The 26,591-nt window shown below is 56.9% G+C and carries 25 protein-coding genes; 17 read left to right on the plus strand and 8 right to left on the minus strand.

The genetic code is table 11. The annotated features are described in order from the left end of the window. Positions 1 to 12: 12 nt before the first annotated feature. Positions 13 to 198, minus strand: coding sequence for a general stress protein (locus IM294_RS01950; RefSeq protein ID WP_004150795.1), 186 nt, complete (start codon positions 196 to 198; stop codon positions 13 to 15). A 506-nt stretch (positions 199 to 704) separates the two neighbouring features. Here IM294_RS01950 and IM294_RS01955 point away from each other — a divergent pair. Next, positions 705 to 2,048, plus strand: a complete 1,344-nt coding sequence (locus IM294_RS01955; RefSeq protein ID WP_059357523.1) for a VOC family protein — start codon at positions 705 to 707, stop codon at positions 2,046 to 2,048. 43 nt (positions 2,049 to 2,091) lie between these two features. After that, complete coding sequence (locus IM294_RS01960) at positions 2,092 to 3,597, plus strand: carboxylesterase/lipase family protein (RefSeq protein ID WP_126818049.1); 1,506 nt, start codon at positions 2,092 to 2,094, stop codon at positions 3,595 to 3,597. On the opposite strand, the gene IM294_RS01965 is transcribed toward IM294_RS01960, so the two are convergent. After that, on the minus strand, positions 3,584 to 4,426 hold the full coding sequence (locus IM294_RS01965; RefSeq protein WP_126818050.1) for a LysR family transcriptional regulator: 843 nt from the start codon (positions 4,424 to 4,426) through the stop codon (positions 3,584 to 3,586). The genes IM294_RS01960 and IM294_RS01965 overlap by 14 nt on opposite strands. Before the next feature lie 114 nt (positions 4,427 to 4,540). Here IM294_RS01965 and IM294_RS01970 point away from each other — a divergent pair, with 114 nt between their 5' ends. The 4 genes from IM294_RS01970 to rimL all read left to right on the plus strand — a co-directional run bounded on the left by IM294_RS01970 (position 4,541) and on the right by rimL (position 9,131). Continuing rightward, on the plus strand, positions 4,541 to 5,710 hold the full coding sequence (locus IM294_RS01970; protein WP_126818051.1) for a pyridoxal phosphate-dependent aminotransferase: 1,170 nt from the start codon (positions 4,541 to 4,543) through the stop codon (positions 5,708 to 5,710). A 155-nt stretch (positions 5,711 to 5,865) separates the two neighbouring features. Further along, positions 5,866 to 6,639, plus strand: a complete 774-nt coding sequence (locus tag IM294_RS01975) for a transporter substrate-binding domain-containing protein (protein ID WP_126818052.1) — start codon at positions 5,866 to 5,868, stop codon at positions 6,637 to 6,639. 242 nt (positions 6,640 to 6,881) lie between these two features. Beyond that, entirely contained in the window at positions 6,882 to 8,537 is a 1,656-nt protein-coding gene (locus IM294_RS01980) for a glucan biosynthesis protein D (protein WP_126818053.1), read from the plus strand. Between the two features lie 45 nt (positions 8,538 to 8,582). Continuing rightward, positions 8,583 to 9,131 (plus strand): 50S ribosomal protein L7/L12-serine acetyltransferase, encoded by a 549-nt coding sequence (gene rimL, locus IM294_RS01985; protein ID WP_126818054.1) that lies wholly within the window; start codon positions 8,583 to 8,585, stop codon positions 9,129 to 9,131. On the opposite strand, the gene ydcK is transcribed toward rimL, so the two are convergent. After that, the gene (gene ydcK, locus IM294_RS01990; RefSeq protein WP_126818163.1) at positions 9,126 to 10,106 is read right to left on the minus strand and encodes a YdcK family protein; all 981 of its coding nucleotides are present in this window, start codon (positions 10,104 to 10,106) and stop codon (positions 9,126 to 9,128) included. The genes rimL and ydcK overlap by 6 nt on opposite strands. A 122-nt stretch (positions 10,107 to 10,228) precedes the next feature. Between ydcK and tehA the strand changes: the two genes are divergently transcribed. Beyond that, entirely contained in the window at positions 10,229 to 11,230 is a 1,002-nt protein-coding gene (gene tehA, locus IM294_RS01995; RefSeq protein ID WP_041910036.1) for a dicarboxylate transporter/tellurite-resistance protein TehA, read from the plus strand. Beyond that, positions 11,230 to 11,823 (plus strand): tellurite resistance methyltransferase TehB, encoded by a 594-nt coding sequence (tehB, locus tag IM294_RS02000; protein WP_049137855.1) that lies wholly within the window; start codon positions 11,230 to 11,232, stop codon positions 11,821 to 11,823. The genes tehA and tehB overlap by 1 nt, the downstream gene beginning before the upstream one ends. Here tehB and pepT read toward each other — a convergent pair. Further along, positions 11,820 to 13,049 (minus strand): peptidase T, encoded by a 1,230-nt coding sequence (pepT, locus tag IM294_RS02005; RefSeq protein ID WP_126818055.1) that lies wholly within the window; start codon positions 13,047 to 13,049, stop codon positions 11,820 to 11,822. The two genes, tehB and pepT, sit on opposite strands and share 4 nt — an antisense overlap. Before the next feature lie 111 nt (positions 13,050 to 13,160). On the opposite strand from pepT, the gene IM294_RS02010 reads away from it, so the two are divergent. Both IM294_RS02010 and IM294_RS02015 read left to right on the plus strand, forming a co-directional pair. Then, a complete protein-coding gene (locus tag IM294_RS02010; protein WP_126818164.1) occupies positions 13,161 to 14,756 on the plus strand; it encodes an ABC transporter substrate-binding protein in 1,596 nt (531 codons plus the stop codon). Positions 14,757 to 14,890: 134 nt separating this feature from the next. Next, a complete protein-coding gene (locus IM294_RS02015) occupies positions 14,891 to 15,565 on the plus strand; it encodes a DUF3313 domain-containing protein (RefSeq protein ID WP_028013119.1) in 675 nt (224 codons plus the stop codon). Positions 15,566 to 15,599: 34 nt separating this feature from the next. Here IM294_RS02015 and IM294_RS02020 read toward each other — a convergent pair whose 3' ends face one another. Next, positions 15,600 to 16,496 carry a DMT family transporter gene (locus tag IM294_RS02020; RefSeq protein ID WP_126818056.1) on the minus strand — a complete coding sequence of 299 codons (897 nt, stop codon included), beginning with the start codon at positions 16,494 to 16,496 and terminating at the stop codon, positions 15,600 to 15,602. A gap of 174 nt (positions 16,497 to 16,670) precedes the next feature. Here IM294_RS02020 and IM294_RS02025 point away from each other — a divergent pair, with 174 nt between their 5' ends. Continuing rightward, the gene (locus IM294_RS02025; RefSeq protein ID WP_028013121.1) at positions 16,671 to 17,543 is read left to right on the plus strand and encodes a helix-turn-helix transcriptional regulator; all 873 of its coding nucleotides are present in this window, start codon (positions 16,671 to 16,673) and stop codon (positions 17,541 to 17,543) included. Here IM294_RS02025 and IM294_RS02030 read toward each other — a convergent pair. Continuing rightward, the gene (locus IM294_RS02030; RefSeq protein ID WP_028013122.1) at positions 17,517 to 18,689 is read right to left on the minus strand and encodes a benzoate/H(+) symporter BenE family transporter; all 1,173 of its coding nucleotides are present in this window, start codon (positions 18,687 to 18,689) and stop codon (positions 17,517 to 17,519) included. The two genes, IM294_RS02025 and IM294_RS02030, sit on opposite strands and share 27 nt — an antisense overlap. A 92-nt stretch (positions 18,690 to 18,781) precedes the next feature. On the opposite strand from IM294_RS02030, the gene IM294_RS02035 reads away from it, so the two are divergent. Both IM294_RS02035 and IM294_RS02040 read left to right on the plus strand, forming a co-directional pair. Then, complete coding sequence (locus IM294_RS02035; protein WP_045260498.1) at positions 18,782 to 19,309, plus strand: helix-turn-helix domain-containing protein; 528 nt, start codon at positions 18,782 to 18,784, stop codon at positions 19,307 to 19,309. 80 nt (positions 19,310 to 19,389) lie between these two features. After that, positions 19,390 to 21,354 (plus strand): U32 family peptidase, encoded by a 1,965-nt coding sequence (locus tag IM294_RS02040; protein ID WP_063942481.1) that lies wholly within the window; start codon positions 19,390 to 19,392, stop codon positions 21,352 to 21,354. Here the strand turns inward: IM294_RS02040 and IM294_RS02045 are convergent, their stop codons facing one another. Beyond that, positions 21,355 to 21,585, minus strand: a complete 231-nt coding sequence (locus tag IM294_RS02045) for a DUF2554 family protein (protein WP_047368536.1) — start codon at positions 21,583 to 21,585, stop codon at positions 21,355 to 21,357. 246 nt (positions 21,586 to 21,831) lie between these two features. Here IM294_RS02045 and IM294_RS02050 point away from each other — a divergent pair, with 246 nt between their 5' ends. After that, positions 21,832 to 22,194, plus strand: a complete 363-nt coding sequence (locus IM294_RS02050) for a hypothetical protein (RefSeq protein ID WP_045260501.1) — start codon at positions 21,832 to 21,834, stop codon at positions 22,192 to 22,194. A gap of 156 nt (positions 22,195 to 22,350) precedes the next feature. Here the strand turns inward: IM294_RS02050 and ftrA are convergent, their stop codons facing one another. Further along, positions 22,351 to 23,358: a transcriptional regulator FtrA gene (gene ftrA, locus IM294_RS02055; RefSeq protein WP_126818057.1), complete on the minus strand. Its 1,008-nt coding sequence runs from the start codon at positions 23,356 to 23,358 to the stop codon at positions 22,351 to 22,353. A gap of 73 nt (positions 23,359 to 23,431) precedes the next feature. Here ftrA and IM294_RS02060 point away from each other — a divergent pair, with 73 nt between their 5' ends. The 3 genes from IM294_RS02060 to urtA all read left to right on the plus strand — a co-directional run bounded on the left by IM294_RS02060 (position 23,432) and on the right by urtA (position 26,579). Next, complete coding sequence (locus IM294_RS02060; RefSeq protein WP_041910013.1) at positions 23,432 to 23,845, plus strand: rhodanese-like domain-containing protein; 414 nt, start codon at positions 23,432 to 23,434, stop codon at positions 23,843 to 23,845. 156 nt (positions 23,846 to 24,001) lie between these two features. Beyond that, a complete protein-coding gene (locus tag IM294_RS02065; RefSeq protein WP_126818058.1) occupies positions 24,002 to 25,105 on the plus strand; it encodes a cobalamin-independent methionine synthase II family protein in 1,104 nt (367 codons plus the stop codon). Between the two features lie 202 nt (positions 25,106 to 25,307). Then, entirely contained in the window at positions 25,308 to 26,579 is a 1,272-nt protein-coding gene (urtA, locus tag IM294_RS02070) for an urea ABC transporter substrate-binding protein (RefSeq protein ID WP_028013130.1), read from the plus strand. Positions 26,580 to 26,591: the final 12 nt, after the last annotated feature.

Below are 26,591 nucleotides of genomic sequence, written 5' to 3' on the forward strand. Positions count from 1 at the left end.
TACTAAATAAGATCAGGAGTTATCAGATTTACGGCCTCCGCCGTGACTGTTCTGTCCCCCTTTCTTACCCGCTTCAGATGCGCGTTGCGGATCGTTTTTGAAATTACCACCGCTGTGCTGGCCGCCTTTACGTCCAGCTTCTGATGCTTTTTCACGGTCTTCAGCGAAATTACCGGAACCACCACGATGCTCTGCCATATTAAACCTCATAGTCATATATTGGTTATGTCAGTACGATACGAAAATATTCCGTATCACTCGTCGTTCGAGTAATAACTCTAGTCGCTGTGAGGCATACGTCAAATTCGTTTCGCCTTTAGCGGTTGCGTTATATTTAATTATTGCTGCGTTTGCGCTTCGCTTGGTTTGGAAATATGGAAGTGTGGGAAGGACTTGTAAACAAATGATCGGATTAGTCCTAAGTTTCATTTAAAAAGCGGAAGGTTGAGGCCAATAATAATGACTTAGCAAAAACGAATAATTTGCAAGCGGTGATTAGGAGAAAATTACCCCTTAAGGGCTAGAAAAAATAGCCGCTACGAATCATAAGGAAAATCCTGGAAAAAGATGACGAGGTGGCTGACAGGGGTCGGAAGCACACGGTTTAACCACTGGCGTCTTAAGATCACAAATCAGAAATTCTTCCCCCCGGAAGGAACGGCCTTCTCTACACTCCAGGTAATATTCACTGGAGGCATGACATCATGGCGAACACCATCACGGCTGATGATATTCGGGAACATTTTTCGCAGGCTATGTCGGCGATGTACCAGCAGGAAGTTCCGCAGTACGGCACCTTGCTTGAGCTGGTCGCGGACGTAAACCTGGCGGTTCTGGAAAATAACCCACTATTACATGAACAACTGGCGAACGCCGACGAGCTGGCGCGCCTGAACGTGGAGCGTCACGGGGCGATCCGCGTCGGTACGGCACAAGAGCTTTCCACCCTGCGTCGTATGTTTGCCATCATGGGCATGTTCCCGGTCAGCTATTACGATCTTTCTCAGGCGGGGGTACCGGTCCACTCAACGGCGTTTCGTCCGGTTGACGATGCGGCGCTGTGCCGCAATCCGTTTCGTATCTTTACCTCACTGCTGCGCCTTGAGCTGATTGAAAACGTGGCGTTACGCGAGCGGGCGGCAGAAATTCTCTCTCAGCGGAACATCTTCACGCCGCGCTGTCTGGAACTTATTGACCTCTATGAGTCGGAAGGGCACTTTACCGAAGCGCAGGCGCACGAGTTTGTGCAGGAAGCGTTAGAAACCTTCCGCTGGCACCGTCATGCAACGGTCGACCAGGAGACCTACCTGGCGTTGAGTAACGAGCACCGCCTGATAGCTGACGTGGTCTGCTTCCCGGGGTGCCATATCAACCACCTCACGCCGCGCACGCTGGACATTGACCGTGTGCAGGAGCTGATGCCGAAGTACGGGATTGAGCCCAAAATTCTGATCGAAGGGCCGCCGCGTCGTGAAGTGCCGATCCTGCTGCGTCAGACCAGCTTTAAAGCCCTCGAAGAACCGGTGCTTTTCGCCGGGGAACATAAAGGCACCCACACCGCGCGCTTCGGTGAAATTGAACAGCGCGGCGTGGCACTGACCCCGAAAGGCCGTGAACTGTACGATAGCCTGCTGGCCCAGGCCGGAACCGGAAAAGATAACCTCACGCACCAGCTGCATTTGCGGGAGATTTTCAGCGCCTTCCCGGACAGCGAAATGTTCCTGCGCCGTCAGGAGCTGGCGTATTTTCGCTATCGCCTGACCCCGGCGGGAGAAGCCCATCGTCACGCGTTTCGTCCGGGGGATGACCCGCAGCCGCTGATCGAGCGCGGGTGGGTGGTGGCCCAGCCGATAATTTACGAAGATTTCCTTCCGGTCAGCGCGGCGGGGATTTTCCAGTCCAATCTCGGGAATGAAACCCAGGCGCGCAGCCACGGGAATGCCAGCCGCAATGCGTTTGAAGCCGCGCTCGGCTGCCCGGTGTATGACGAATTTACGCTCTACGAGGAGGCGGAAACGCGCAGCAAACAGCGTTGCGGTTTGCTCTGAAATCGTTACTCTTCAGGGGTGTGATGGAAAAAATAAGGTCGTTATGCAAAATCCTTCCGCCCCTGTGGTTGAAACGCGCCAGGGCGCACTGTCTGGTTTAACCGATGAAAACGTTCACCTCTGGCGCGGTATTCCTTATGCCGCACCGCCCGTTGGCGACTGGCGCTGGCGCTCACCCCGGCCGCCGGAACGCTGGGATGGCGTGCGTGCAGCTACCGACTTTTCGCCCTCAAGCTGGCAAAGCAGTGAATATTGTCAGGAGTTGGGCGGGGGCGATCCCGGCCAGTTTTCTGAAGACTGCCTCTATCTGAACGTCTGGTCCCCTATCGAGCGTACCGGGCCGCTGCCGGTCATGGTCTGGCTGCACGGGGGTGGGTTTACGATCGGCGCCGGAAGCCTGCCGCCGTATAACGGCAAAGCCCTGGCATCCCGCGGGGTGGTTGTCGTCACGATTAACTACCGTCTCGGCCATCTCGGCTTCTTCGCCCATCCCGCTCTGGAAGGTGAAGAGGAGCGGGTGGTGCATAATTTTGCCCTGCTGGACCAGATCGCCGCGCTCGAATGGGTGCGGGATAATATTGCCGCGTTTGGTGGCGACCCGAATAACGTGACCCTGTTTGGTGAATCCGCCGGCGCGCGCAGCGTGCTGTCGCTGCTGGCCTCGCCGCTGGCGAAAGGACTATTCCATAAGGCGATAGTGCAAAGCGGATACACCTTGCCGGACACGCCGCGCGCGCAGGCCCTGCAAAAAGGGGAAGCGCTGGCCGCCCACTTCGGGCTGGAAAATGCGACGGCAGAGCAGCTGCGCGCGATCCCGCCCGAGGCGTTCTGGCCGCTGACCGCGCCGCTGAACGTCGCCCCGGCCCCTATCGTTGGGGATTGCGTTCTGCCGGAGGCGATGCTGGACGTCTTTTTCGCCGCCCGCCAGCATCCCGTGCCGGTGATGATTGGCTCCAACAGCGATGAAGCCAGCGTGATGGCGGTGTTTGGTGTCGATCTCGCCGGGCAGATCCAGAAGCTTCGCCGGGAGCGCCGCTTCGGGCTGGGGCTCATCAAGCTGCTTTATCCGGGCGTGAAGGGCGACGAGGAGCTCGGCAGGCAGGTGTGCCGCGACATGGCCTTCACCACTATGGGCTACGTGGTGATGCAGGCCCAGCAGCGCGTCGGCGGGCTTTGCTGGCGCTACTGGTTTGACTATGTGGCCGAAGCGGAACACGCCACCTATATCAACGGTGCCTGGCACGGCAATGAGGTGCCGTACGCGTTCGATACCCTCGGGCAGGTGGAGCCTTCGCGCCAGTACGTTAACGAACGGGATCTGGCGTTTGCCGCCCAGGTAGCTGATTACTGGGTGAGCTTTGCGCGCGATGCCGGAACGCATGACAGCCTTCACGGGCCGACGCGCTGGCCCGCCTGCCGCAAAGGGCGGGACGTGCTGTTACGTATTGGTGTGAATAAACATGCAGGTTTCAGGCTTGAAAACCGCTTTATGCGCGCCCGCATGAGCCTCTTCAAGCGCGTAATGAAGCACCACGTCAGCCTCGATTAAGCAAACAGGCGCGAAACGCCGCCAGACCATTCTCCTGACAAGGCGTTTCGCGTAGCACCAGCCGGTAGCTCGCGCCGGTTTTAATGCTGGTCTCATAGGGCCGCATTAGTCTTCCGGCGCGGACATCTTCTGCCACCAGCGTTTCGTCGGCAATGGCTACGCCCAGCCCCTGAATGGCGGCGGTAATGGCGAGATCCATCGTATCGAAGTGTTGATTTTTGTGCATAGCAAAGCCCGGACCTTCCTGATTCGCCAGCCATAGTGACCAGTCTGTCTTATCCCTTGTCGGATGAAGAAACGTCAGCGAACCCAGCGCGGCACCCGCTCGCACGGGGCTGAACACCGGCGTCAGCGCCTCTTCGAACAGCAGATCGCCTGCGCTCATGTGCGTGCCGAAGACGATGGCGGCATCGTAAGATTCGGTTTTGAAATTGACGTTATGATCGGTCGTGGTGGTGAGCGCGATCTGCAGATCCGGCTGCTCGCGCTCCACTTCCAGCAGGCGCGGCACCAGCCAGCGCATCGCGCAGGTGGGGGCCTTGAGGCGGGTCACCGTGTGCTGGCTGCGGGCCTGGTCGGCCACGCTCAGCAGTTGTTCGAAGGAGGACTGCAGTTCGGGAAGCAGGGCGCTGCCCTGAGGGGAGAGGCGCAACCCGCGCGCGTGGCGCTCAAACAGCGGAAAGCCAAACCAGGCTTCAAGGGAGGCAATCTTACGGCTCACGGCCCCCTGCGTCAGGCAGAGTTCCGCGGCGGCGTGGGTAAGATTCAGATGACGCGCGGTGACTAAAAATGCGTCGATGGCATTGAGCGGGAGCGAACGGCGTGACATTGAAACACCTCAGCTATGCATTTTTCTCATGGCTATTATGACAACAATTCGATTGTCCCGGCAACGGAGTTGTTGTTTGAATAGTTATGCAATATCCATGAGAAGGGAAAGAGGATGACTTTACGAACGCCGGTGCAAACGCGCTCCAAGCTGCCAGACGTGGGGACCACCATTTTTACCGTTATCGGCCAGCTTTCGGCCCAGCATAACGCCATCAACCTTTCTCAGGGGGCACCGAATTTTTCCTGCGACCCGAAGCTGATCGCCGGCGTTACCCGCGCGATGGAGGCAGGGCATAACCAGTATGCGTCGATGACCGGCCTGCAGCCGCTCAAAGAACGCATCGCCGATAAGATTGCCGCGCTCTACGGCACGCAGTATAACCCTGCCAGCGAGGTGCTGGTCACCGCCAGCGCCAGCGAAGGGCTCTATTCGGCGATAAGCGGGCTGGTGCACCCCGGCGATGAGGTGATCTACTTTGAGCCGTCGTTTGACAGCTACGCGCCGATTGTTCGTCTGCAGGGGGCAACGCCTGTCGCCATCAAGCTCACGGTGCCGGATTTTGCCGTCAACTGGGATGAGGTCCGTGCGGCAATCACCCCGCGCACGCGCATGATCATCATCAATACGCCGCACAACCCGAGCGGCCAGGTCTTCTCCGCTAATGACCTGCAGCAGCTGGCGGCGCTGACGCGCAATACCGACATCATTATTTTGTCTGACGAAGTGTACGAACACGTCGTGTTTGATGAGGAACCGCACCACGGGATGGCCACGCACCCGCAGCTGGCGGAGCGTAGCGTGATTATTTCTTCTTTCGGAAAAACCTATCACGTCACCGGCTGGCGCGTGGGTTATTGTGTGGCACCCGCAGAGCTGATGGACGAGATATGTAAAGTCCATCAATTTTTGATGTTCTCTGCCGATACGCCAATGCAATACGCGTTTGCAGAACACATGACCGATCCGCAAACCTGGCTGTCGCTGTCGGCGTTTTACCAGCGTAAGCGCGATCTGCTGCACGGCCTGCTGGCCGATTCGCCGTTTACCCTGCTTCCGAGCGCCGGGTCGTTCTTTATGCTGGCGGACTACAGCCAGTTCAGCGACGAGCGCGACAGCGAGCTGGTGAAGCGGCTGATTGTTGAGTACGGTGTTGCCACCATTCCGCTGTCGGCGTTTTATGCCGACGGCACGGATAATAAATTGATTCGTCTCTCTTTTGCGAAAGATGAGGCGACGTTACGGGCAGGTGCTCAAGCCCTGTGTCGGGTTAAACCACGCTGAGCCTATCCCATTAGGCTATTTTATTCGCCATTTTGGCACCGGGCAGTGCTCGAAATCCTCACGTACTACATGTACGTTCCGGTTTCTGTGCGCTGTCCGGTACCAAACTGTCTTCAACAATTACGCCTACTGGGATAGGCTCTGAGGAGTTTGAAATGAAATTACGCGCGTTAGTTGTCGGCATGGGATTGCTGTGTACCTTTTCCTCCTTCGCGGCCACCGAGCTGCGCTACGGTCTGGAAGCGGAATATTCGCCGTTTGAAAGCCGTAATGCGGCAGGCGAACTGGAAGGGTTTGACGTTGAGCTGGGAAATGCCATCTGCAAAGCGGCAGCGCTGAAGTGCAGCTGGGTCGAAACCTCGTTTGACGCGCTGATCCCGGGGCTGGTGGCGAAGAAGTTTGACGCCATCAACTCGGCGATGAATATCACCGAACAGCGCCGCAAGAGCATCGATTTTACCCAGCCGATCTACCGCATTCCGTCTCAGCTGGTCGGCAAGGCCGGTACGGCGGTCGAAGCAACGCCTGAAGGGCTGAAGGGAAAAACCATCGGCGTGCTGCAGGGGTCGATTCAGGAAACCTATGCCAAAGAGCACTGGGAAAAGCAGGGTGTCACCGTGGTGTCGTATAAAGATCAGAATATGGCCTGGGGTGACCTGCTGAATGGCCGCATTGACGCCTCGCTGGTCATGTCCGCGGCCGGGCAGGCGGGTTTCCTCAGCAAGCCGCAGGGAAAAGGGTTTGGCTTCATCGGCAAACCGGTGTCTGACGACACTATCCTCGGCAGTGGGATCGGCTTTGGGTTGCGCAAAGGTGACGAGGCCACCAAAAAGCAGCTTGATGCCGCCATTGATAAAGTACGTGCCGACGGCACGATCGCCAAACTCGCTGATAAGTACTTCCCGGGTATCGATGTCAGCGTAAAATAACCGCCTCATTGGCCCCGTCAGCTGATGTCCTGACGGGGCATTTTTCTACACATTTTCCAGGCTTTCTTTACACCACTTTCGGGCCGTTCTGGTCGACAGAAAATATTTCTCACTTTGTTCAGATAATCACCTGCCAACAATTGGATTCTTAACCATTTTTGTTTAGGCTGTGCGTTCTTTCTTGCCGTCATTTCGCCGAGCGCGAAACACATTCACACGACCATAAGGACGTTTTTCCAGGCATGAATCGCAGACGTTTTCTAAAAGGCTCGCTGGCTGTGGCAGCCCTGAGCGGCACCTCCGGCCTTGCTTCCCTGTTTTCCAAAGCGGCATATGCGGCTGACTCTGACATCGCTGACGGTCAGAGCCGTCGGTTTGACTTCTCCGTACTGCAATCCATGGCGCATGACCTGGCGAAAACCCCGTGGGGTGGCGCGCCGCGTCCGCTGCCGGAGACGCTGGCGACCATGACGCCGCAGGCGTATAACGCCATCCGCTACGATGAAAAACAGTCTCTGTGGAACAACATTGAAGGGCGTCAGCTGGACGTGCAGTTCTTCCATATGGGAATGGGGTTCCGCCGCCGCGTGCGGATGTTCTCGCTGGACCAGTCTACCTCTATGGCGCGCGAGATCCACTTCCGCCCTGAGCTGTTCAGCTACGGTGACACGGGCGTCGATACCAAACAGCTGGAAGGGCAAAGCGATCTCGGCTTTGCGGGCTTCCGCGCCTTTAAAGCGCCTGAGCTGGCGCGCCGCGATATCGTCTCTTTCCTCGGGGCGAGCTATTTCCGTGCGGTGGACGATACCTACCAGTACGGGCTTTCCGCGCGCGGTCTGGCGGTAGATACCTTTACCGACACCCCGGAAGAGTTCCCGGACTTCACCTCCTTCTGGTTTGAAACCGTCAAGCCGGGTGACACCACCTTTACCGTCTATACGCTGCTGGACAGCCCGAGCGTCACCGGTGCCTATAAATTCGTGATCCACTGCGAGAAGAGCCAGGTGATCATGGAGGTGGAAAACCATCTCTACGCGCGTAAGGACATTAAGCAGCTGGGCATCGCGCCGATGACCAGCATGTTCAGCTGCGGCAACAACGAACGCCGCATGTGCGACACCATTCACCCGCAAATCCACGACTCCGACCGCCTGGCAATGTGGCGCGGCAACGGGGAGTGGATCTGCCGTCCGCTCAATAACCCGCAGAAGCTGCAGTTTAATGCCTATCTGGACAAAAACCCGAAAGGGTTCGGCCTGCTGCAGCTCGATCGCGATTTCTCCCACTATCAGGACGTGATGGGCTGGTATAACAAGCGCCCGAGCCTGTGGGTTGAGCCGCGCAATGACTGGGGGAAAGGATCTATCGCGCTGATGGAGATCCCAACCACCGGTGAAACGCTGGATAACGTGGTCTGCTTCTGGCAGCCGGAAAAACCGGTGAAAACGGGCGACGAGCTGGACTTTAAATATCGTCTCTACTGGAGCGCGCAGCCGCCGGTGCGTTCCCCGCTGGCCAACGTTTACGCGACCCGCACCGGCATGGGCGGCTTCCCTGAGGGCTGGGCGCCGGGCGAACACTATCCGAAAGTGTGGGCCCGTCGCTTTGCTATCGACTTCGTTGGCGGCGACCTGAAGGCCGCTGCGCCGAAGGGCATCGAACCGGTGATTACGCTCTCCAGCGGTGAAGCGAAGCAGGTTGAGATCCTTTACGTTGAGCCGTTTGACGGGTATCGCATTCTGTTTGACTGGTACCCAACGTCGGATTCGACGGAGCCGGTGGATATGCGCCTGTTCCTGCGCTGCCAGGGCGATGCCATCAGTGAAACCTGGCTGTATCAGTATTTCCCGCCAGCGCCGGATAAACGTCATTACGTTGATGACCGGGTAATGCGTTAACGATCGATTCCCTCTCCCTGTGGGAGAGGGTTAGGGTGAGGGGCAATGACCGCAACACAATCCGAAACTATTTCCGTATCTGACGCTCTCGAGCTTCGCGCCGTCGAAGAGCGCTACACCGCCGAACTGCATAACCTCGTCGTCAAAAACAGAGCCTATCTGCAAACCGCCTTTGACTGGGCGCAGCACGTGGGCAGCGAGGACGATACCCGACGCAACGTGCAGAGTAACCAGATGCTGCACCAGCGCGGCTACGCCAAAATGTTTTTGATCTTCAGGGAGGATGCGCTGGTCGGCGTACTGTCGTTTAATGCGATTGAGCCTGCCAACAAAGCCGCGTACATCGGCTACTGGCTGGATGAAGCGCACCAGGGGCAGGGGATCCTCTCGCAGTCGCTGCAGGCGTTTATGCGCTACTACGCTGAGCGCGGTGAGATCCGCCGATTTGTGATCAAGTGTCGGGTGGCGAATCAGCACAGCAACAGCGTGGCCCTGCGCAACGGTTTTACGCTGGAAGGGTGCCTGCGGGAAGCGGAATACCTCAATGGCGCCTATGACGATGTGAACATCTACGGCAAAATTTATACCCTATAGCGCTCCCAGCAACGGCGTGCGGGTGATGCGCTGGTCGCCGTTGATCACCTTTTCACCGCGCAGGTGAATGCTCTCACCAGCAAAGGCCTCTATCACCGCATCGTCGGTGATTTCTACCCGATGCTCAATCAGCACGTCGCCGCTGATCCGCGCGCGTCCCTGAATCACCACTTTATCATCCAGCATGATCGGCCCGCCGCGCAGCCATGCCTGACCGCCGATCAGGACGTGGTGCTTGATTATGCAGTTTCCTTCCACCACGGCGTTCTCGGCAATCTGAGAGCTGTAGCGCAGGGTAGGGATGGCGTCATCGTCGAAACCGGCTATCACGCGGGCGTTGCCGTACACTTTGGCGCAGTCGCACACCCAGACGTTGTTGAGTTCGTTACCTTCGAGGATCGCGCAGTCGAACACTTCGGCGCGGTGCTCAACAAACGCGTTATTCACCATCGCCTCGCCGTATATTTGTGCCTGATGCACAATGCGCGATCGGCTTACCGTCGCCTTGCCGTAGATTTGCAGGATCTGGTCGTGGTCCGGCGTGAGGCCTTTAGCGGCAATGATGACGCTGTTGTGCAGCACGCGCGCATCGCCGTAGAGATGGCACTCACCCCGCACGCAGGAGTGCTGAATAGTGACGTTGTCACTTATTCGCGCTCCGTGGCTGACCTCTGCGGCGTCAAGCCAGCAGTTATCGCCGATATGCGCGTCATGGCTGACGGTGCACGGCAGGGTCAGGCGCGCGTTGCCGGACACGGTTGCGCCAGCGAATACCACGCTGTTTTCATCGTAGATCCAGCAGTCTCCGTCCTGCGCAAGGGCGCGCTCATCGTCAATCCAGCCGCCTTTCGTGCCGGCCTTCACATCGTTAAAGTCCACCGTAGCGATAATCTGCCGCAGCGTCGTTGAGTGGGATGTTTCGCCATCTTTCCATTGCCAGAGCCGGGTTTCTTCGCTGAGCCGATACTTATTCATCATGGGATCCCTGATATGCGTCTTCACTAAACGTAGCAAACTTTCGGCTTTCCGTTGTGCTGGCATCCGTTGCTGAAACCCCTTAAAATGGCATTTAAAATACATTTTAAAAATTCAAATTAATGGATAAATTAAACAAACCTGAACAGGCGCTTAACCTTCCCGCAGGCTATTTTGGCATGGTGCTGGGCATCATCGGCATGGGTTTCGCCTGGCGATACGCCAGCACCCTGTGGCCGGTGACGCGCTGGCCGGGTGAGATTCTGGTCGCTCTCGCAGTTGCCTGCTGGTTTTTACTGACGACGGCGTTTATTACCCGTGCGATCCGTTTCCCGCACAGCGTGCTGGCAGAGATGCGTCACCCGGTAATGAGCAGCTTCGTCAGCCTTTTTCCGGCCACCACCATGCTGGTCGCCATCGGTTTTGTGCCCTGGTTCCGCCCGGTATCGCTGGCGCTGTTCGGCGTGGGTGTGGTGTTACAGCTTGCTTATTCCGCCTGGCAAAGCGCCGGGCTCTGGCGAGGCAGGCACCCGCAGGAGGCCACCACGCCCGGATTGTATCTGCCGACGGTGGCGAATAATTTCATCAGCGCGATGGCGTGCGGTGCTCTGGGGTTCAACGATGCAGGGCTCGTTTTTCTCGGCGCGGGCGTCTTTTCCTGGCTCAGCCTGGAGCCGGTGATCCTCCAGCGTCTTCGCAGCGCCGGGGAGCTTCCCACCGCGCAGCGCACCGCTTTAGGCATTCAGCTGGCGCCCGCGCTGGTGGCGTGCAGCGCCTGGTTTAGCGTCAACGGTGGGGAAGCCGACACCTTCGCCAAAATGCTGTTCGGCTACGGCCTGTTGCAGTTGCTCTTTATGCTGCGCCTGCTGCCGTGGTATGTGTCTCAGCCGTTTAACGCCTCCTTCTGGAGTTTCTCGTTTGGCGTGTCGGCTCTGGCTACCACCGGGCTGCATCTGGGTCACGGCAGTTCGTCTGGATTCTTCCACGCCATTGCCGTGCCGCTGTTTATCTTTACCAATCTCATCATTGGGATGCTGTTGGTCCGTACGTTTATTCTGCTGATTCAGGGCAAACTTCTGGTGCGCACTGATAAGGCACTGCTTATGCAATCTGAGGAAAAATAATGGCTGTCGATGAAAATTACTTCACAGAGAAATATGGCTTAACCCGTACGCATTCAGAGGTGCTGTACAGCGCGGGGTTCGTAAAGCCCGGCAAGACATTGGATCTGGGCTGCGGAAATGGCCGCAACAGCCTTTACCTGGCGGCCAACGGCCACGAGGTGACCGCCTGGGATAAAAACCCGATGAGCGTTGATAACATTGAGCGCATCAAGGCGGCAGAAGGGATTGAGAATCTGCACACTGCCGTCAAAGATCTTAACAGCCTGAGCTTTGACGGCGAGTACGACTTTATTCTTTCCACCGTGGTGCTGATGTTCCTGGAGGCGAAAACCATTCCGGGCCTTATCGCCAACATGCAGCGCTGCACCAAACCCGGCGGCTACAACCTGATCGTTGCCGCGATGGACACGGCGGATTACCCGTGCACCGTCGGCTTCCCGTTTGCGTTCAAAAGCGGTGAGCTGAGCAGCTACTACGAAGGCTGGGAGCTGCTCAAATACAACGAAGAGGTTGGCGAACTGCACCGCACCGATGAAAACGGCAACCGCATCAAGCTGCGCTTTGCCACCATGCTGGCGCGCAAGCCCGCTTAACGGGCGGCCAGCAGGCAGATCTGCAGGGCAGTCTTGTAAGACGCCTCGAACGACGACAGCGGCAGGAACTCAAACTTCGAGTGGAAATTATGCGCGCCGGTGAAGAAGTTCGGGGTGAGTAGCCCTTTTGCCGACAGCGCCGCACCGTCCGTGCCGCCGCGCATAGGGATCGGTTTTGGGGTGATGCCGAGCGATTCCATCGCCTCAAACATCAGGTCGATGGCGCGCCGGTCTTCACCAATCGCATTGCTGATATTGCTGTAGGTATCTTCAATGCGATAGTCGACCTTCGCCGTCGGGTGTTGGGCGGCAATCAGCGCGGCGACGTCCGCAATCTGCTGCTTGCGGGCGTCAAAGCTGGTTTTATCAAAATCGCGAATATTAGCCTTTAGCACGGCGTCGTTCTGTCCGGCCTGAATGCCGTTAAACCAGATATAGCCCTCGCGGCCCTCGGTGCACTCCGGGGTTTGCTGGCGGTCGAAATGGCTGATGAAGTCGGTCGCCATCAATAACGGGTTCACCAGTACCCCTTTGGCGGACATCGGGTGCGCCGTCACGCCGGTGAAGTGGATCTCTGCCGCTGCCGCGTTAAAATTCTCGTAAACAATTTCTCCCAGCTCACAGCAGTCGATGGTCCAGGCAAAGTCCACGTCGAAGCGTTTCAGATCCAACGCCTTGGCGCCGTTCAGGCCAATCTCTTCGTCGGGCACAAACGCGACCACAATGTCGCCATGCTGATGCTCAGCGGTGAGGTTTTCCAGTACGGTCATTACCACCGTCACCGCCGCTTTATTGTCTGCGCCCAATACGCTGGTACCGTCGCTGAAAATAATCTCCTCATTCGGATAAGCCAGAATTTCCGGGTGCTCGTTCACGCGCAGCCAGATGTCTTTTTCCTTATTCAGACAGAGATCTTCACCATTAAACGTTAATATTTGTGGATGAATATTCGGTGATAAACCGACGTCAACGGTATCAATGTGGGTAATAAAGCCGATGCGCGCCGCACCGGGCACGTTGCCTTTTTTCACTGCCGTCACGGTCGCGAATTCGTCAATCACGATGTCGTCTAAACCCAGCTGCGCCAGCTCCTGCGCCAGCTCTCGCGCCATGTCGTGCTGGCCCGGCGTCGAGGGCAGAGTTTTTACTTTCGGATCGCTCTGGCTGGTAATCGCAAGATAGCGGAAAAAACGGTGCGTTAATTGTCTGGAAAGCGGCGAGCCCATAGTGTTTTCTTCCTTATTTATTTTTCGGGTGTTTGCCACTTCACTTTAATGTTATTTATGAAATGGCAAAAGAATTAATTAGCCGTCGAATTAAAAAGACAGGAATAAATGATGACAAGCAAACGCACAACGTTAACGCTGGCACTCGCTGCGCTCACGGTCAGTTCCACCGTAGCCGCGAAAACGCTGGTGTATTGCTCCGAAGGGTCACCGGAAAACTTTAATCCCCAGTTATACACCTCGGGCACCAGCGTGGATGCCAGCGCAGTGCCGGTCTACAACCGGCTGGTCGATTTCAAACCCGGCACCACGGAGCAGGTGCCGAGCCTGGCAGAGCGCTGGGAGGTGAGCGACGACGGCAAGGTTTATACCTTCCATCTGCGTAAAGGGGTGAAGTTTCAGAGCAATAAATTCTTCACGCCGACCCGCGATTTTAACGCCGATGACGTGATCTTCTCGTTTATGCGCCAGAAGGACGTGAACCATCCCTATCACAACGTCTCAAACGGCAGCTATTCCAACTTCGAAAGCCTGGAGTTTGGCAGCCTGATTACCGCTATTGATAAAGTCGATGACCACACGGTGCGTTTTACCCTGGCGCACCCTGAAGCGCCGTTTGTTGCGGATCTGGCATGGTATTTTGCCTCGATCCTCTCCGCGGAGTATGCCGATGCAATGTTGAAAGCGGGCACGCCGGAGAAGGTGGATATGCAGCCCATTGGCACCGGGCCGTTTAAGCTGGCGCAGTATCAGAAGGATTCCCGCATTCTGTTTACGGCGTTTGCCGACTACTGGCAGGGGAAATCAAAGCTGGACAGGCTGGTCTTTACCATCACCCCGGATCCCTCCGTGCGTTTTGCCAAAATTGAGAAAAACGAATGCCAGGTGATGCCGTTCCCGAACCCGGCGGATCTGCCGCGTATGAAGGCCAATAAAGATATTACGCTGATGAGCAAGGCCGGGCTGAATACCGGTTTCCTGGCGTTTAATACCCAAAAGCCGCCGCTGGATAACGTGAAGGTTCGCCAGGCGCTGGCGATGGCGATCAATAAGCCAGCCATTATCGACGCGGTGTTCCACGGCACCGGCACCGCGGCGAAAAATCTGCTGCCGCCGGGCGTCTGGAGCGCTGACAGCGAGCTGAAGGATTACGATTACGATCCTGAAAAAGCGAAAGCGTTGCTGAAAGAGGCCGGTTTAGCCGGCGGCATGAGTATTGACCTGTGGGCGATGCCCGTCCAGCGGCCCTATAACCCGAACGCCAGACGGATGGCGGAGATGATTCAGGCTGACTGGGCGAAGGTGGGGGTGCAGACCAAAATTGTCACCTACGAATGGGGCGAATATCTCAAGCGCGTGAAGGACGGTGAACATGAGGCCGCGCTGATGGGCTGGACGACGGCCACCGGCGATCCGGACAACTTCTTTGGCCCGCTGTTTACCTGCACCTCGGCCAACGGCGGTTCGAATTCGGCGAAGTGGTGCTATAAGCCGTTTGATAAAATTATCGCGGAAGCAAAATCAACCACCGATCGCGACAAGCGCGTAGCGCTGTATAAAGAAGCGCAGCAGATCATGCATGACCAGATGCCGGCGGTTATGATTGCGCATTCAACGATCTTCGAACCGGTGCGCAAAGAGGTGACAGGTTACGAAATCGATCCGTTTGGTAAACATTTGTTCTGGCAGGTGGATATTAATCAGTAATTTTCTCTGCCCGGTACGCTGCCGGGCATTCTTTTCGCAATTTGTGCTCCCCACGTCATTTTTTGTCACAACAAACCCACCGAACTTTTGCTATAACTTCAAATGCATACTTGCAGATTACATGGAAAACTATCATGCGTACTCAAACTTTTTTTAAAGTTGCAGTGCTTACGGGTTTATTGGCAGTGGCGGGCTGTTCTTCAAAAGTCGCGGCTCCAGAACAATATTCAGGCTTTTTAAAAGATTATTCCGGCTTGCAGCAGACGACGTCTGCAACGGGTAAACCAACGCTGCGTTGGGTTGACCCTTCCTATAACGAAGCCAACTATGACAGCATTATCTGGACGCCAATCACCTATTATCCAACGCCAAAACCAACGACTCAGATCGGGAAACAAACCCTTGATGAGCTGCTGAATTACACCAATAACAAAATGAAAACGGCTATTGGTACCCGTAAGCCGATTGTGACCACGCCGGGTAAACACAGCCTGATTTTCCGCGGTGCTATCACCGGGGTGAGTTCGCAGAAAGAAGGCCTGCAGTTCTATGAAGTGGTGCCGGTCGCGCTGGTGGTAGCAGGTACGCAGATGGCTACCGGCCATCGCACCATGGATACCCATCTCTACTTTGAAGGTGAGCTGATCGACGCGGCCACCAATAAACCAGTGATGAAGGTGGTTCGTAAAGGTGAAGGCAAAGAGCTGAATAACGAAAGTACGCCGATGACCTTTGCGACGCTGAAGCAGGTTGTTGACGACATGGCGACGGACGCCACCATGTTTGACGTGCATAAAACAGCGAAATAACGTTAAGCGGCCTGCATTGCGCAGGCCGTTTTTTTTACGCCGTACGCAGGCGCCTGAACCAGGTCTCTGGTTTCGTGAACATCACCATATTCCCGCCCAGAATCAGCAGCAAACCGACGATACCGTTGATGTGCCAGACGTAGCCTTCATACACCGTTGAGATAGAGAGCGCCACCAGCGGGAAGAGCAGCGTACTGTAGGCCGCTTTCCCGGGGCCGATACGTCCCACCAGCGTGAAGTAGGCACCAAAGGCAATCACCGAGCCGAAGAGAGCCAGATAGAGCAGCGCGCCCATATAGGTGACCGTCCATTCCGGGGTAAAACTGTCGCCTCTGAAGAGCGCAATACCCCCCATCACCAGCGTGCCGTAAAGCATAGCCCAGGCGTTGGTGGTCATGGTTTCCAGACCTCTGCGCTGATGGCGCATGCTGATCATATTGCCCAGCGAGAAGCCGTACGTGCCGAGCGCGGAAAGGCCAATGCCCGTCAGGAGCGATACGCTCCAGCCGCTGGCCAGCAGGTCGTCCCAGAAAAGGGTCACGATCCCCACAAGACCCAGCGCCGCCGCCGTCCAGAAACGCGCGGGCGGGCGCTGTCCAAAGAAAATAAAACAGTTAATAGCGTTGTAGAGCACCGCCATGGAGAAGATCACCGATTCCAGCCCGGTGTTGATGTGTGCCGCCGCGGTATAAAAACACCAGAAGTTAAAGCAGAAGACGCAGCATCCCTGAAGCATGCAGAACAGATGATCCCGCAGCGCCAGCTTACGCAACCGGCGCAGGGCAAGTAACACCATCATCATCGTGGCGCTGGCCACAGCAAAACGCCAGAAAATAGAGACGGGGGCGGGTACGGGACCCTGCTGCAGGAAAATGGCAATCCAGGTGGTTCCCCAGATGATCACCACCAGTCCGTATAATAACGCGTTCATATTTTTTCTCTTCTCAAACCACGGAAGCCCGCAGTATGGCGCCGTCATCGCTCTGGGGCTTTCACCGGCTTGCGGTAGACTTGCAAAATCTTGCGCTTTTTTCTTTTCCGGGGGCTGGCAACGGGGGACAACAGTTCTTAGACTGACAGTTCACTCAATAACGCGCTAACGGTTATGTCTTACGCTTACGATACCTTTGAAACGCTTCGCCAGCAGAATGCGGTCCTGCGGGAAACGGTCGCGCTCAATTCCGGCATTCAGCTGGCGGCGTGGTACAACAAGCACGATACGATAACGGTTAAAAGCAATCATCATACCCTTAGTCTGTACGTCGCCGACGGTTACGAGAGCTATCAAAAGACGCCGGGCGGCTGGAAGAACGGCGGGGGACCGGACCGTTTCTGTCTGATGCCGAAAGAGAGCGAATCGACGTGGGACATCCGCGATGACCTGTCGTTTGTCCATCTCTACTGCACCGATGAACACCTGCGCGATGTGGGCGAAAAAATCTGGGACAAGCGGCCCCTGTCGCTGACTCTGGACGAGCGCATTTTTGGCAGCGACCCGAAGATCACCGCGCTGTACCGCCAGTTTCTGCTCGGCTGCGACTGGCAGCAGCAGGCCAACCAGCTCACCCTGAGCACGGCCTCTACGCTGCTGTTGACCCACCTGCTGCAAAACTACGCCAACGTTCAGTGGAAGCTCCCGGTCGTTACCGGCGGGCTATCGCCGTTTGTTCTGCGCAACGTGCTGGCTTTTATTGAAGAAAACCTCGGACAGCCCCTGACGCTGGCCGATCTGGCGGCGCAGGCCGCACTCAGCGAATACCATTTTGCCCGCATGTTCCGCCAGTCGACGGGGCTGGCGCCGCATCAGTACGTCATGCAACGACGCATGGAAAAAGCGAAAAACCTGGTGCAGCATACCTCGACGCCGCTTACGGATATCGCGCTGGCCTGCGGGTTTAACTCCGCCAGCCACTTCAGTAACCGTTTTCGCAGCGTCATGGGCATCACGCCGTCACAGCTGCGCGCGGCGAGCGCGTGAAAACAGGGCATAGCTTACGCCGCCCAGCACCAGCCCCCAGAATGCCGAGCCGATGCCCAGGATCGTGACGCCGCTTGCGGTCATCAGAAACGTGACGATAGCCGCGTCGCGCTCCGCTTCATGATTCAGCGCCTGATATAAACTCCCGCTGATGGTACCCAGCAGCGCCAGACCGGCCAGCGTCTGGATCCAGCTGAGCGGCAGCGCAGCCATTATCCCGGTGATGGATCCGCCGAACACTCCCGCCAGCAGATAAAACCCGCCCGCGGCGATAGCCGCCAGCCAGCGTTTACCGGCATCGGGATGGGCATCCGGGCTTTGACAGATAGCGGCGGTAATGGCGGCTATGCAGATGGAAAAGACGCCGAAGGGGGACAGCAGCAGCGCCAGCCCGCCCGTAAAAATAATGAGCGGTGAGACCGCCAGCGGATAGCCGGACGCTTTCATGGTCGCGAAACCGGGCGCATTTTGCGAGGCCATGGTCACCAGGAAGAAGGGCAAGCCGATGCTCACCAGGCTGGTGAAGGTGAACGTGGGCGCAATAAACTCAGGTGTCACGAAGGAAATGGTGATTTTATCCGTGACAACGTCACCTCCCGCCCACGCCACGATCCCGCCCACCAGCAGCGTAACGACGATTGCATAGCGCGGTGCCAGCGCTTTCGCCAGCAGCCACGCGGCAATCATGCTGCCGCACAGCAGAAAGTGCCCGTCCAGATGGGCAAACGCATGCAGCCCAAACTGCAGGAGTACGCCTGCCAGCATGGCCGCAGCCAGTGAGTGTGGGATCAGCTTCATCAGGCGGGCGAAAAGCCCGGTCATGCCGCAGAGTAAAATGAGCGCGTTGGCGAAGATAAACACGCCGATTGTCTCGGCCAGCGTCACGCCGTGCAGGCTGGTGGCGAGTAGCGCCGCGCCGGGCGTAGACCAGGCGGTCAGCACCGGAGCTTTATACCACCAGGAGAGCGCCAGCGTGCTGACGCCCATCCCAACCCCCAGCGCGGTCATCCAGCCCGCAATCTGCTGCGCGCTGGCGCCTGCCGCTGCGGCGGCCTGCCAGATGATAGCTGCCGAACTGGCGTAACCGACCAGAACGGCGACAAATCCAGCCAGTACGACTGGAACGAGATGAGAGGTAGGGCGCATAGAAACTCCGCTGTGCGTTATAACGTCCGCGATAAGGTAACACTGTGCGCTATAGCGTACAAGTGGTATGCTCAGGGCCATCAGGAGGGAGCATGGACATTACACAACATCTTGCAGCAACGCTGAAAACGCTGCGCCAGGCGCGCGGCTGGAGTTTATCGAAGCTGGCGGACGAAACGGGCGTGTCGAAAGCGATGCTCGGGCAAATCGAGCGCAATGAGTCCAGCCCGACGGTGTCGACGCTGTGGAAAATTGCCACCGGGCTGAACGTCCCGTTTTCCGCTTTCATTACGCCCGAGGCGGACAGGCCGGCTGTGTTTGATTCACAACAGCAGGCGATGGTGGTCAAACCGCTCTTTCCCTGGGATGAGACGCTCCGGTTCGATCATTTTTCCATCACGCTGGCACCGGGTGCCCTGAGCGAGTCCACGCCGCATGAGGCAGGCGTGATTGAACATGTGGTGGTCATTAGCGGCGAGCTGGAGATGAACATCAACGACGAGTGGCAGACGGTTCATGCCGATTCTGGCGTCCGTTTTGCCGGTGATAAACCGCACGCCTACCGCAACAGCAGCGACCGGCCGGTGCATTTTCACTCTCTGATCCATTATCCCCGCTGAGGCTACGCAAAACTGTTTCGCTGGCGCATACTTCTGACTACAATAGCCGCCATTTTGACCATAACGGATAACGACGAAGTATGCGCCTGCAATCCCATCATCTTGAACTTTTAAGCCCGGCCCGCGACGCCGCCATTGCCCGTGAAGCGATCCTTCATGGCGCTGACGCCGTCTACATCGGCGGCCCTGGCTTCGGTGCCCGCCATAACGCCAGCAACAGCCTGCGCGATATTGCCGATCTGGTGCCGTTCGCCCACCGTTTCGGGGCGAAAGTGTTCGTGACCCTGAACACCATTCTTCATGATGATGAGCTGGAGCCCGCGCAGCGTCTGATTACCGATCTCTACCAGACCGGCGTCGATGCCCTGATTGTTCAGGATATGGGCGTGCTTGAGCTGGATATTCCGCCTATCGAACTGCATGCCAGCACCCAGTGCGATATCCGCACGGTTGAGAAGGCGAAGTTTCTCTCCGACGTGGGTTTTTCGCAGATCGTTCTGGCCCGCGAGCTGAACCTCAATCAGATCCGCGATATTCACCAGGCAACCGACGCGACGATTGAATTCTTTATCCACGGCGCGCTGTGCGTGGCCTATTCCGGCCAGTGCAACATTTCCCACGCCCAGACGGGCCGCAGCGCCAACCGCGGCGACTGCTCGCAGGCCTGCCGTCTTCCGTATACCCTGAAAGACGATCAAGGTCGCGTGGTGGCGTTCGAAAAACACCTGCTTTCCATGAAGGATAACGATCAGACCGCCAACCTGGGCGCGCTGATCGACGCGGGCGTGCGTTCCTTTAAGATTGAAGGGCGCTACAAAGATATGAGCTACGTGAAGAACATCACCGCGCACTATCGCCAGATGCTGGACGCCATCATCGAAGATCGCGGTGACCTGGCGCGCGCCTCGGCCGGTCGTACCGAACATTTCTTTATTCCGTCAACGGACAAAACCTTCCACCGCGGCAGCACGGACTATTTCGTGAACGCCCGCAAAGGGGATATTGGCGCGTTTGACTCACCGAAGTTTATCGGTTTACCGGTCGGTGAAGTGTTGAAAGTGGCGAAAGATCACCTGGACGTTGAAGTGACCGAGCCGCTGGCGAACGGCGACGGCCTGAACGTGATGATTAAGCGTGAAGTGGTGGGCTTCCGCGCCAACACGGTCGAAAAAACCGGCGAGAACCGCTACCGCGTCTGGCCGAATGAAATGCCTGCCGATCTCTACAAGGCAAGGCCGAACGCGCCGCTCAACCGTAACCTGGATCATAACTGGCAGCAGGCGTTGCTGAAAACCTCCAGCGAGCGTCGCATCGCGGTGGACATTGAGCTGGGCGGCTGGGAAGAGCAGCTGATCCTGACCATGACCTGCGAAGACGGCATCAGCGTAACGCATACCCTTGATGGTCTGTTCGAGGTGGCAAACAACGCGGAGAAAGCGCTTAACAGCCTGAAGGACGGCGTAGCGAAGCTGGGCCAGACGATTTACTACGCGCGCGCCATCGAGGTTAATCTGCCGGACGCGCTGTTCGTGCCGAACAGCCTGCTGAACCAGTTCCGCCGCGAAACGGCAGAGATGCTGGATGCCGCACGCCTGGCGCAGTATCCGCGCGGCAGCCGTAAGGCCGAATCCGTTCCTGCGCCTGTGTATCCGGACACCCATTTATCGTTCCTGGCCAACGTTTACAACCATAAAGCGCGTGAATTTTATCATCGCCACGGCGTGCAGCTTATCGACGCGGCCTATGAAGCGCACGAAGAGAAGGGCGATGTGCCGGTGATGATCACCAAGCACTGCCTGCGCTTTGCTTTTAACCTGTGCCCGAAACAGGCGAAAGGGAATATTAAAAGCTGGAAGGCCACCCCCATGCAGCTGGTCAACGGTGACGAAGTTCTGACCCTGAAGTTTGACTGCCGTCCTTGTGAAATGCATGTTATCGGCAAAATGAAAAACCACATTTTCAAAATGCCACCGCCGGGCAGTATCGTTGCGTCCGTGAGCCCGGACGATCTGATGAAAACCCTTCCGAAACGCAAGGGCAGTTAATTACCTTACGTGCGTGTCCGGTTTGCGCGATTTCTGCCACAGGTGGTGTTCGCGCAAACCCTCCGCTGACTCTTCCGCTACACTGCGTAACTCGTCACTGTCGGCCTCATGCCGCAGCTGATGTTCCACATTCTTTACCCAAACATATTCATGGCCTTTGTGCCCGGCCATCAGCTGGCCGGAAAAGAGGGCACAAATAAGCATGATAAAAGATAGCCCTTTTTTGAACATAAATTCACCGAATAAGAACAGCGCGGGGAAATCATGCCAATTATTGTTTAGGGTTATTATTCAAAATTTCAAAATAGCGCAAAGAAAATGTCAAATAACGTAGGTTCATAATACCGATTAGGATTTTTCTTAAAATATATGTGCGTTTTTGTAAACCTCCTATTTCTGGTCCATAGTTGGATGTTCGCTTTAAGGATAAATCCTATATAATAGTGAATCTCTGGCTAAGGAATGGGTCATTCATAAATGAAAAAAATAATAGCGTTTTCGCTTCTGGCTGTTGCGGTAGGTGCCGTTGCAGCGATTCGTTATGCAGGTAATGACGAACCAGAATATATTCAGTCCGCTGAAATTCGCGTTGGTTCCTATTTAACCAGCGACTATGGACGCGTAGCCTGCACTAGTAAAAGAGTAAATGAACAGCGCTGGGAATTAGACTGCACCCATCCGGCACGGGGAAAAACATTCCAGTTTGCGGTATATCCCTCTGAAAAGGCTCCCTATGGCGTATCGCGATCGTTTTATCTCGAGGCCCTTAACGATGATGCCAGGCAGAGCGCTGAGCAGGGCCTGATGCGCTATTTACAAATCAACACCAGCGCGAGTTAATCAGGCTGTTTAGCTTTCGTTGAGACAGCCAGTGTTAGTTTGTATGAGATCCGCTGCCCGACCATGGAGCGTCGGGGACGTAGAGACCAAAATACAAATCTATCCATGCAAGCATTTACCGCCAGATAATGGCGGTTTTTTTTTGCGCTTTTGCCGCTAGCGGGCAGTATCAGAACGTGAAAATTGTTTGCGATACTGAGCCGGGGAAAGCGCAAACTGCTGACGAAAATGATGACGCAGCGTCGACGCCTGACCAAACCCGGTCTGTTCCGCGATGCTGTCGATGCTTAAACGGCTGCTCTCCAGATAATCTTTTGCTCTCAGCAGGCGTTCATTAAGCAGCCAGCGAGCAGGCGTCGTGCCCGTTGCCGCCTCGAAGCGACGAAGAAAGGTGCGCTGGCTCATGCCGACCCGACGCGCCAGCGAGTCGACGCTGTGCGGCTCGACAAGGTGCGTGTGCAGAAAATCAAACAGCTGGCCCAGGCGCTGGCTCTCACGCAGCTGCGCCACCGGGCGACTCAGCTGCTGCGGCTGTGAACCATCCCGGTGAGGGGGGATCACCAGCCGACGCGCCACGCTGTTGGCGGTTTCCAGCCCATAATCCCTTCGTACAACATGAAGGCAGAGATCGATCCCCGCCGCGCTGCCCGCGGAGGTCAGGATATCGCCCTCGTCCTGGTAGAGCACATCCTCAACCACCTTGATGTCGGGATAGCGGACCTTAAGCGCGTCAATGTAGCGCCAGTGCGTCGTGGCTTTACGTCCGTTCAGCAGCCCCGTAGCGGCCAGCACGAACACGCCCGAGCAGATGGACAGCAGCTGACATCCGCGCGCGCTGGCCTGGCGCAGCGCCTCGCAGAGCGCCGGAGGAACCGGTGAGTCCAGCCCCCGCCAGCCGGGAACCACGATCAGGTCCGCCGACGCAAGCAGGCTCAAGTCCCCATCGGTAACGATGCGGATCCCGCCGGTCGCCCGCAGTTCGCCGCTATCCACGCTCGCCACCGCAAAACGATACCAGTCGTCGCCCAGCTCCGGACGCGGCAGGCCAAAAATCTCAACCGCCACGCCAAACTCAAAGGTACATAGCCCGTCATACGCCAGCACCACCACCTGCGGGCGGGTAACCTGTCTTAAGTTTGTCATCTTTTTGCTGTTTTCTGGCATAAGCGAGCGCATTCACGGGCTGAATTTGTGGATAGAGTAGTGTTAACACAAACGCCAAAGATGAGGAAGGATCATGAGCTATGTTACTGAATTTCCCGCTGCCGAGCCGCAGGAAGCCGTTACCCATTTTCTGCGTCGCCTGAGCGTCGAAACCGACTGCGCCGACGTGCATCACGCCATCGCCAATAATGAGCAGGACTTCGTGCTGCTGCACGTGGTGGGGAGCCCGGAACAGTTTGCCCGCCGCCATGTGCCGGGCGCACTGCATATGCCGTGGAGCCAGATGACCGCTGAGCGCATGGCCCAATGGCCGGAAGGGACGCTGTTTGTCGTCTACTGCGCCGGACCGCACTGTAACGGCGCTGACAGAGCCGCGCTGAAGCTGGCGCGTCTCGGGCTGCCGGTCAAAATCATGCTCGGCGGCATCACCGGCTGGGAAGATGAACGCTACGCCTTTGCCAGCCAGGCGCACGCTGACGCGCTGTGAAGATGAATTTTTTTCAACACCCGTGAAATTTTCTCGTTTGCCGGAAACAGTAAGGTATGACATCTTTTTTGGACATTTAGACATCCAGAAGTCTAAAAATTCAAATAATGAATTATCACTGCGGGCAATTAATACCGGCAGACCGAGGAGATTTCCATGCATCGACAGCACGCCCCATACCGCGCCGACGTAGTCGGCAGCTTTTTACGCCCGGATGCCATCAAGCAGGCTCGCCTGAAGTTCGCCAGCGGCGAGATTGATGCCGGACAGCTTCGCGCGGTGGAGGACGAGGCTATTCGCCACGTCGTCGAGCAGCAGTGCGCGTGCGGCCTGCATGTGGTGACCGACGGTGAATTTCGCCGTGCCTGGTGGCACTTCGATTTCTTCGACGGTCTTCAGGGCGTTGAGCGTTACGATTCACAGCAGGGGATTCAGTTCAACGGAGTACAAACCAAAGCCCACGGCGTGCGCGTGACCGGCAAGCTGGGCTTTGGCGATCACCCGATGCTGGAAGACTTCCGCTATCTGAAAAGCATCAGCGGCAATGCCCAGCCGAAGATGACCATTCCCAGCCCAAGCGTGCTCCATTTCCGCGGCGGGCGCAAAGACATCGACGCGACGGTGTATCCGGATCTGAACGACTATTTCGACGATCTGGCAACCACCTGGCACGACGCGATACGCGCATTCTACGACGCGGGCTGCCGTTATCTGCAGCTGGACGACACCGTCTGGGCCTACCTCTGCTCGGACGACCAGCGCCGTCAGATCCGCGAGCGCGGCGACGATGCCGATGAGCTGGCGCAAATCTATGCCCGCGTACTGAACAAGGCCCTGGAAGGCAAGCCGGAGGATCTGACCATCGGGCTGCACGTCTGCCGCGGTAACTTCCGTTCAACCTGGATTTCCGAAGGCGGCTACGAGCCGGTGGCGGAAGTGCTGTTCGGGACGGTCAACGTTGACGCATTCTTCCTGGAATACGATAACGACCGCAGCGGGGATTTCGCGCCGCTGCGCTTCGTTCGCCCGGGCAAGCAGCAGGTGGTGCTGGGCCTGATCACCACGAAAAACGGTGAGCTGGAGAACCCGGAAGGCGTGAAGGCCCGTCTGGAAGAGGCGGCGAAATACGTGGCGAAAGAGCAAATCTGCCTCAGCCCGCAGTGCGGTTTTGCCTCCACCGAAGAGGGCAACAGCCTGAGTGAGTCCCAGCAGTGGGATAAGGTCCGTCTGGTGACGCAGATCGCCAGCGAAGTCTGGTAAAAGCGCTTCCTCAGCGCTGCATTATAAAAGTGCAGCGCTGTGCCATTCTGAGTCGTTCTCTTTACATCCTGCCTTCTGTCTCCTGCAATAGCGCTTCCTCCATTCTGGCATCCTTTTTGCTCCTGCTTCGCTGACACCTTTATTTCCGCGTCCATGCCGTAACGGACGTTTTCGCACAGCGTTCTTTTTCAGGAGTGAAAATATGCAGCGTCGTACCTTATTAAAAGCCTTTGCGTTATCCGCGTCCGTCGTGGCGATGGGAATGAGTTTTGGCGTGCAGGCGGCCGATACCATCAAAGTGGGGATCATGCACTCTCTGTCCGGCACGATGGCCATCTCCGAAACCCCGCTGAAGGACGTCGCCCTGATGACCATCGACGAGATCAACGCCAAAGGCGGCGTGCTGGGTAAGAAACTGGAGCCGGTGGTGGTGGATCCAGCCTCAAACTGGCCGCTGTTTGCCGAGAAGGCACGCCAGTTGCTGAGCCAGGATAAAGTGGCAGTGGTGTTCGGCTGCTGGACGTCGGTTTCGCGCAAATCCGTGCTGCCGGTGTTTGAGGAGCTGAACGGCCTGCTGTTCTATCCGGTGCAGTATGAAGGCGAAGAGATGTCGCCAAACGTTTTCTATACCGGCGCGGCGCCGAACCAGCAGGCCATCCCGGCGGTGGAATACCTGATGAGCGAGGACGGCGGCGGGGCGAAGCGCTTCTTCCTGCTGGGTACCGACTACGTTTACCCGCGCACCACCAACAAGATCCTGCGCGCGTTCCTGCATTCGAAAGGGGTGGAGGATAAGGACATCGAAGAGGTTTACACCCCGTTTGGTCACAGCGACTACCAGACCATCGTCGCCAGCATCAAGAAATTCTCCGCCGGCGGCAAAACAGCCGTGGTGTCGACCATCAACGGCGACTCCAACGTGCCGTTCTACAAAGAGCTGGCTAACCAGGGGCTGAAGGCCACCGACGTGCCGGTGGTGGCGTTCTCCGTCGGCGAAGAAGAGCTACGCGGAATCGATACCAAACCGCTGGTGGGTAACCTGGCGGCGTGGAACTACTTTGAGTCCGTGGATAATCCAACCAACCAGGCGTTCGTCGCGGATTACAAAGCCTATGCGAAGGCGCACAAGCTGCCGAATGCCGATACCGTGGTAACCAACGACCCGATGGAAGCGACTTACGTGGGGATCCATATGTGGGCACAGGCGGTGGAAAAAGCAGGCACCACCGACGTGGATAAGGTGCGCGCGGCGATGGCCGGTCAGTCATTTAAGGCGCCGTCTGGCTTTACACTCACCATGGATGCTACCAACCATCATCTGCATAAGCCGGTCATGATCGGTGAAATTGAAGGCAACGGCCAGTTCAACGTGGTCTGGCAGACGGAACAACCGGTACGCGCCCAGCCGTGGAGCCCGTTCATTGCCGGGAATGACAAAAAGCCCGACCAGCCGATGAAAACCGCCAGCAACTAGGCCATTGCCTCA

It is taken from the genome of Enterobacter cloacae complex sp. P43RS (genome assembly GCF_014930585.1).
Lineage (GTDB): Bacteria > Pseudomonadota > Gammaproteobacteria > Enterobacterales > Enterobacteriaceae > Enterobacter > Enterobacter bugandensis.

What these genes read in the sequence shown, in the direction of transcription:
- tehB (WP_049137855.1), top strand. Translation starts at nt 11,230, where the DNA reads ATGGCTGTCGATGAAAATTACTTCACAGAGAAATATGGCTTAACCCGT.
- IM294_RS02015 (WP_028013119.1), top strand. Translation starts at nt 14,891, where the DNA reads ATGCGTACTCAAACTTTTTTTAAAGTTGCAGTGCTTACGGGTTTATTG.
- IM294_RS01980 (WP_126818053.1), top strand. Translation starts at nt 6,882, where the DNA reads ATGAATCGCAGACGTTTTCTAAAAGGCTCGCTGGCTGTGGCAGCCCTG.
- IM294_RS02030 (WP_028013122.1), bottom strand. Translation starts at nt 18,689, where the DNA reads ATGCGCCCTACCTCTCATCTCGTTCCAGTCGTACTGGCTGGATTTGTC.
- pepT (WP_126818055.1), bottom strand. Translation starts at nt 13,049, where the DNA reads ATGGGCTCGCCGCTTTCCAGACAATTAACGCACCGTTTTTTCCGCTAT.
- IM294_RS01950 (WP_004150795.1), bottom strand. Translation starts at nt 198, where the DNA reads ATGGCAGAGCATCGTGGTGGTTCCGGTAATTTCGCTGAAGACCGTGAA.
- IM294_RS02060 (WP_041910013.1), top strand. Translation starts at nt 23,432, where the DNA reads ATGAGCTATGTTACTGAATTTCCCGCTGCCGAGCCGCAGGAAGCCGTT.
- IM294_RS02065 (WP_126818058.1), top strand. Translation starts at nt 24,002, where the DNA reads ATGCATCGACAGCACGCCCCATACCGCGCCGACGTAGTCGGCAGCTTT.
- IM294_RS02025 (WP_028013121.1), top strand. Translation starts at nt 16,671, where the DNA reads ATGTCTTACGCTTACGATACCTTTGAAACGCTTCGCCAGCAGAATGCG.
- IM294_RS01970 (WP_126818051.1), top strand. Translation starts at nt 4,541, where the DNA reads ATGACTTTACGAACGCCGGTGCAAACGCGCTCCAAGCTGCCAGACGTG.
- IM294_RS02035 (WP_045260498.1), top strand. Translation starts at nt 18,782, where the DNA reads ATGGACATTACACAACATCTTGCAGCAACGCTGAAAACGCTGCGCCAG.
- IM294_RS02020 (WP_126818056.1), bottom strand. Translation starts at nt 16,496, where the DNA reads ATGAACGCGTTATTATACGGACTGGTGGTGATCATCTGGGGAACCACC.
- IM294_RS02040 (WP_063942481.1), top strand. Translation starts at nt 19,390, where the DNA reads ATGCGCCTGCAATCCCATCATCTTGAACTTTTAAGCCCGGCCCGCGAC.
- ydcK (WP_126818163.1), bottom strand. Translation starts at nt 10,106, where the DNA reads ATGAATAAGTATCGGCTCAGCGAAGAAACCCGGCTCTGGCAATGGAAA.
- rimL (WP_126818054.1), top strand. Translation starts at nt 8,583, where the DNA reads ATGACCGCAACACAATCCGAAACTATTTCCGTATCTGACGCTCTCGAG.
- IM294_RS02045 (WP_047368536.1), bottom strand. Translation starts at nt 21,585, where the DNA reads ATGTTCAAAAAAGGGCTATCTTTTATCATGCTTATTTGTGCCCTCTTT.
- IM294_RS02010 (WP_126818164.1), top strand. Translation starts at nt 13,161, where the DNA reads ATGACAAGCAAACGCACAACGTTAACGCTGGCACTCGCTGCGCTCACG.
- urtA (WP_028013130.1), top strand. Translation starts at nt 25,308, where the DNA reads ATGCAGCGTCGTACCTTATTAAAAGCCTTTGCGTTATCCGCGTCCGTC.
- IM294_RS01975 (WP_126818052.1), top strand. Translation starts at nt 5,866, where the DNA reads ATGAAATTACGCGCGTTAGTTGTCGGCATGGGATTGCTGTGTACCTTT.
- IM294_RS01965 (WP_126818050.1), bottom strand. Translation starts at nt 4,426, where the DNA reads ATGTCACGCCGTTCGCTCCCGCTCAATGCCATCGACGCATTTTTAGTC.
- IM294_RS01960 (WP_126818049.1), top strand. Translation starts at nt 2,092, where the DNA reads ATGCAAAATCCTTCCGCCCCTGTGGTTGAAACGCGCCAGGGCGCACTG.
- IM294_RS02050 (WP_045260501.1), top strand. Translation starts at nt 21,832, where the DNA reads ATGAAAAAAATAATAGCGTTTTCGCTTCTGGCTGTTGCGGTAGGTGCC.
- IM294_RS01955 (WP_059357523.1), top strand. Translation starts at nt 705, where the DNA reads ATGGCGAACACCATCACGGCTGATGATATTCGGGAACATTTTTCGCAG.
- tehA (WP_041910036.1), top strand. Translation starts at nt 10,229, where the DNA reads ATGGATAAATTAAACAAACCTGAACAGGCGCTTAACCTTCCCGCAGGC.
- ftrA (WP_126818057.1), bottom strand. Translation starts at nt 23,358, where the DNA reads ATGCCAGAAAACAGCAAAAAGATGACAAACTTAAGACAGGTTACCCGC.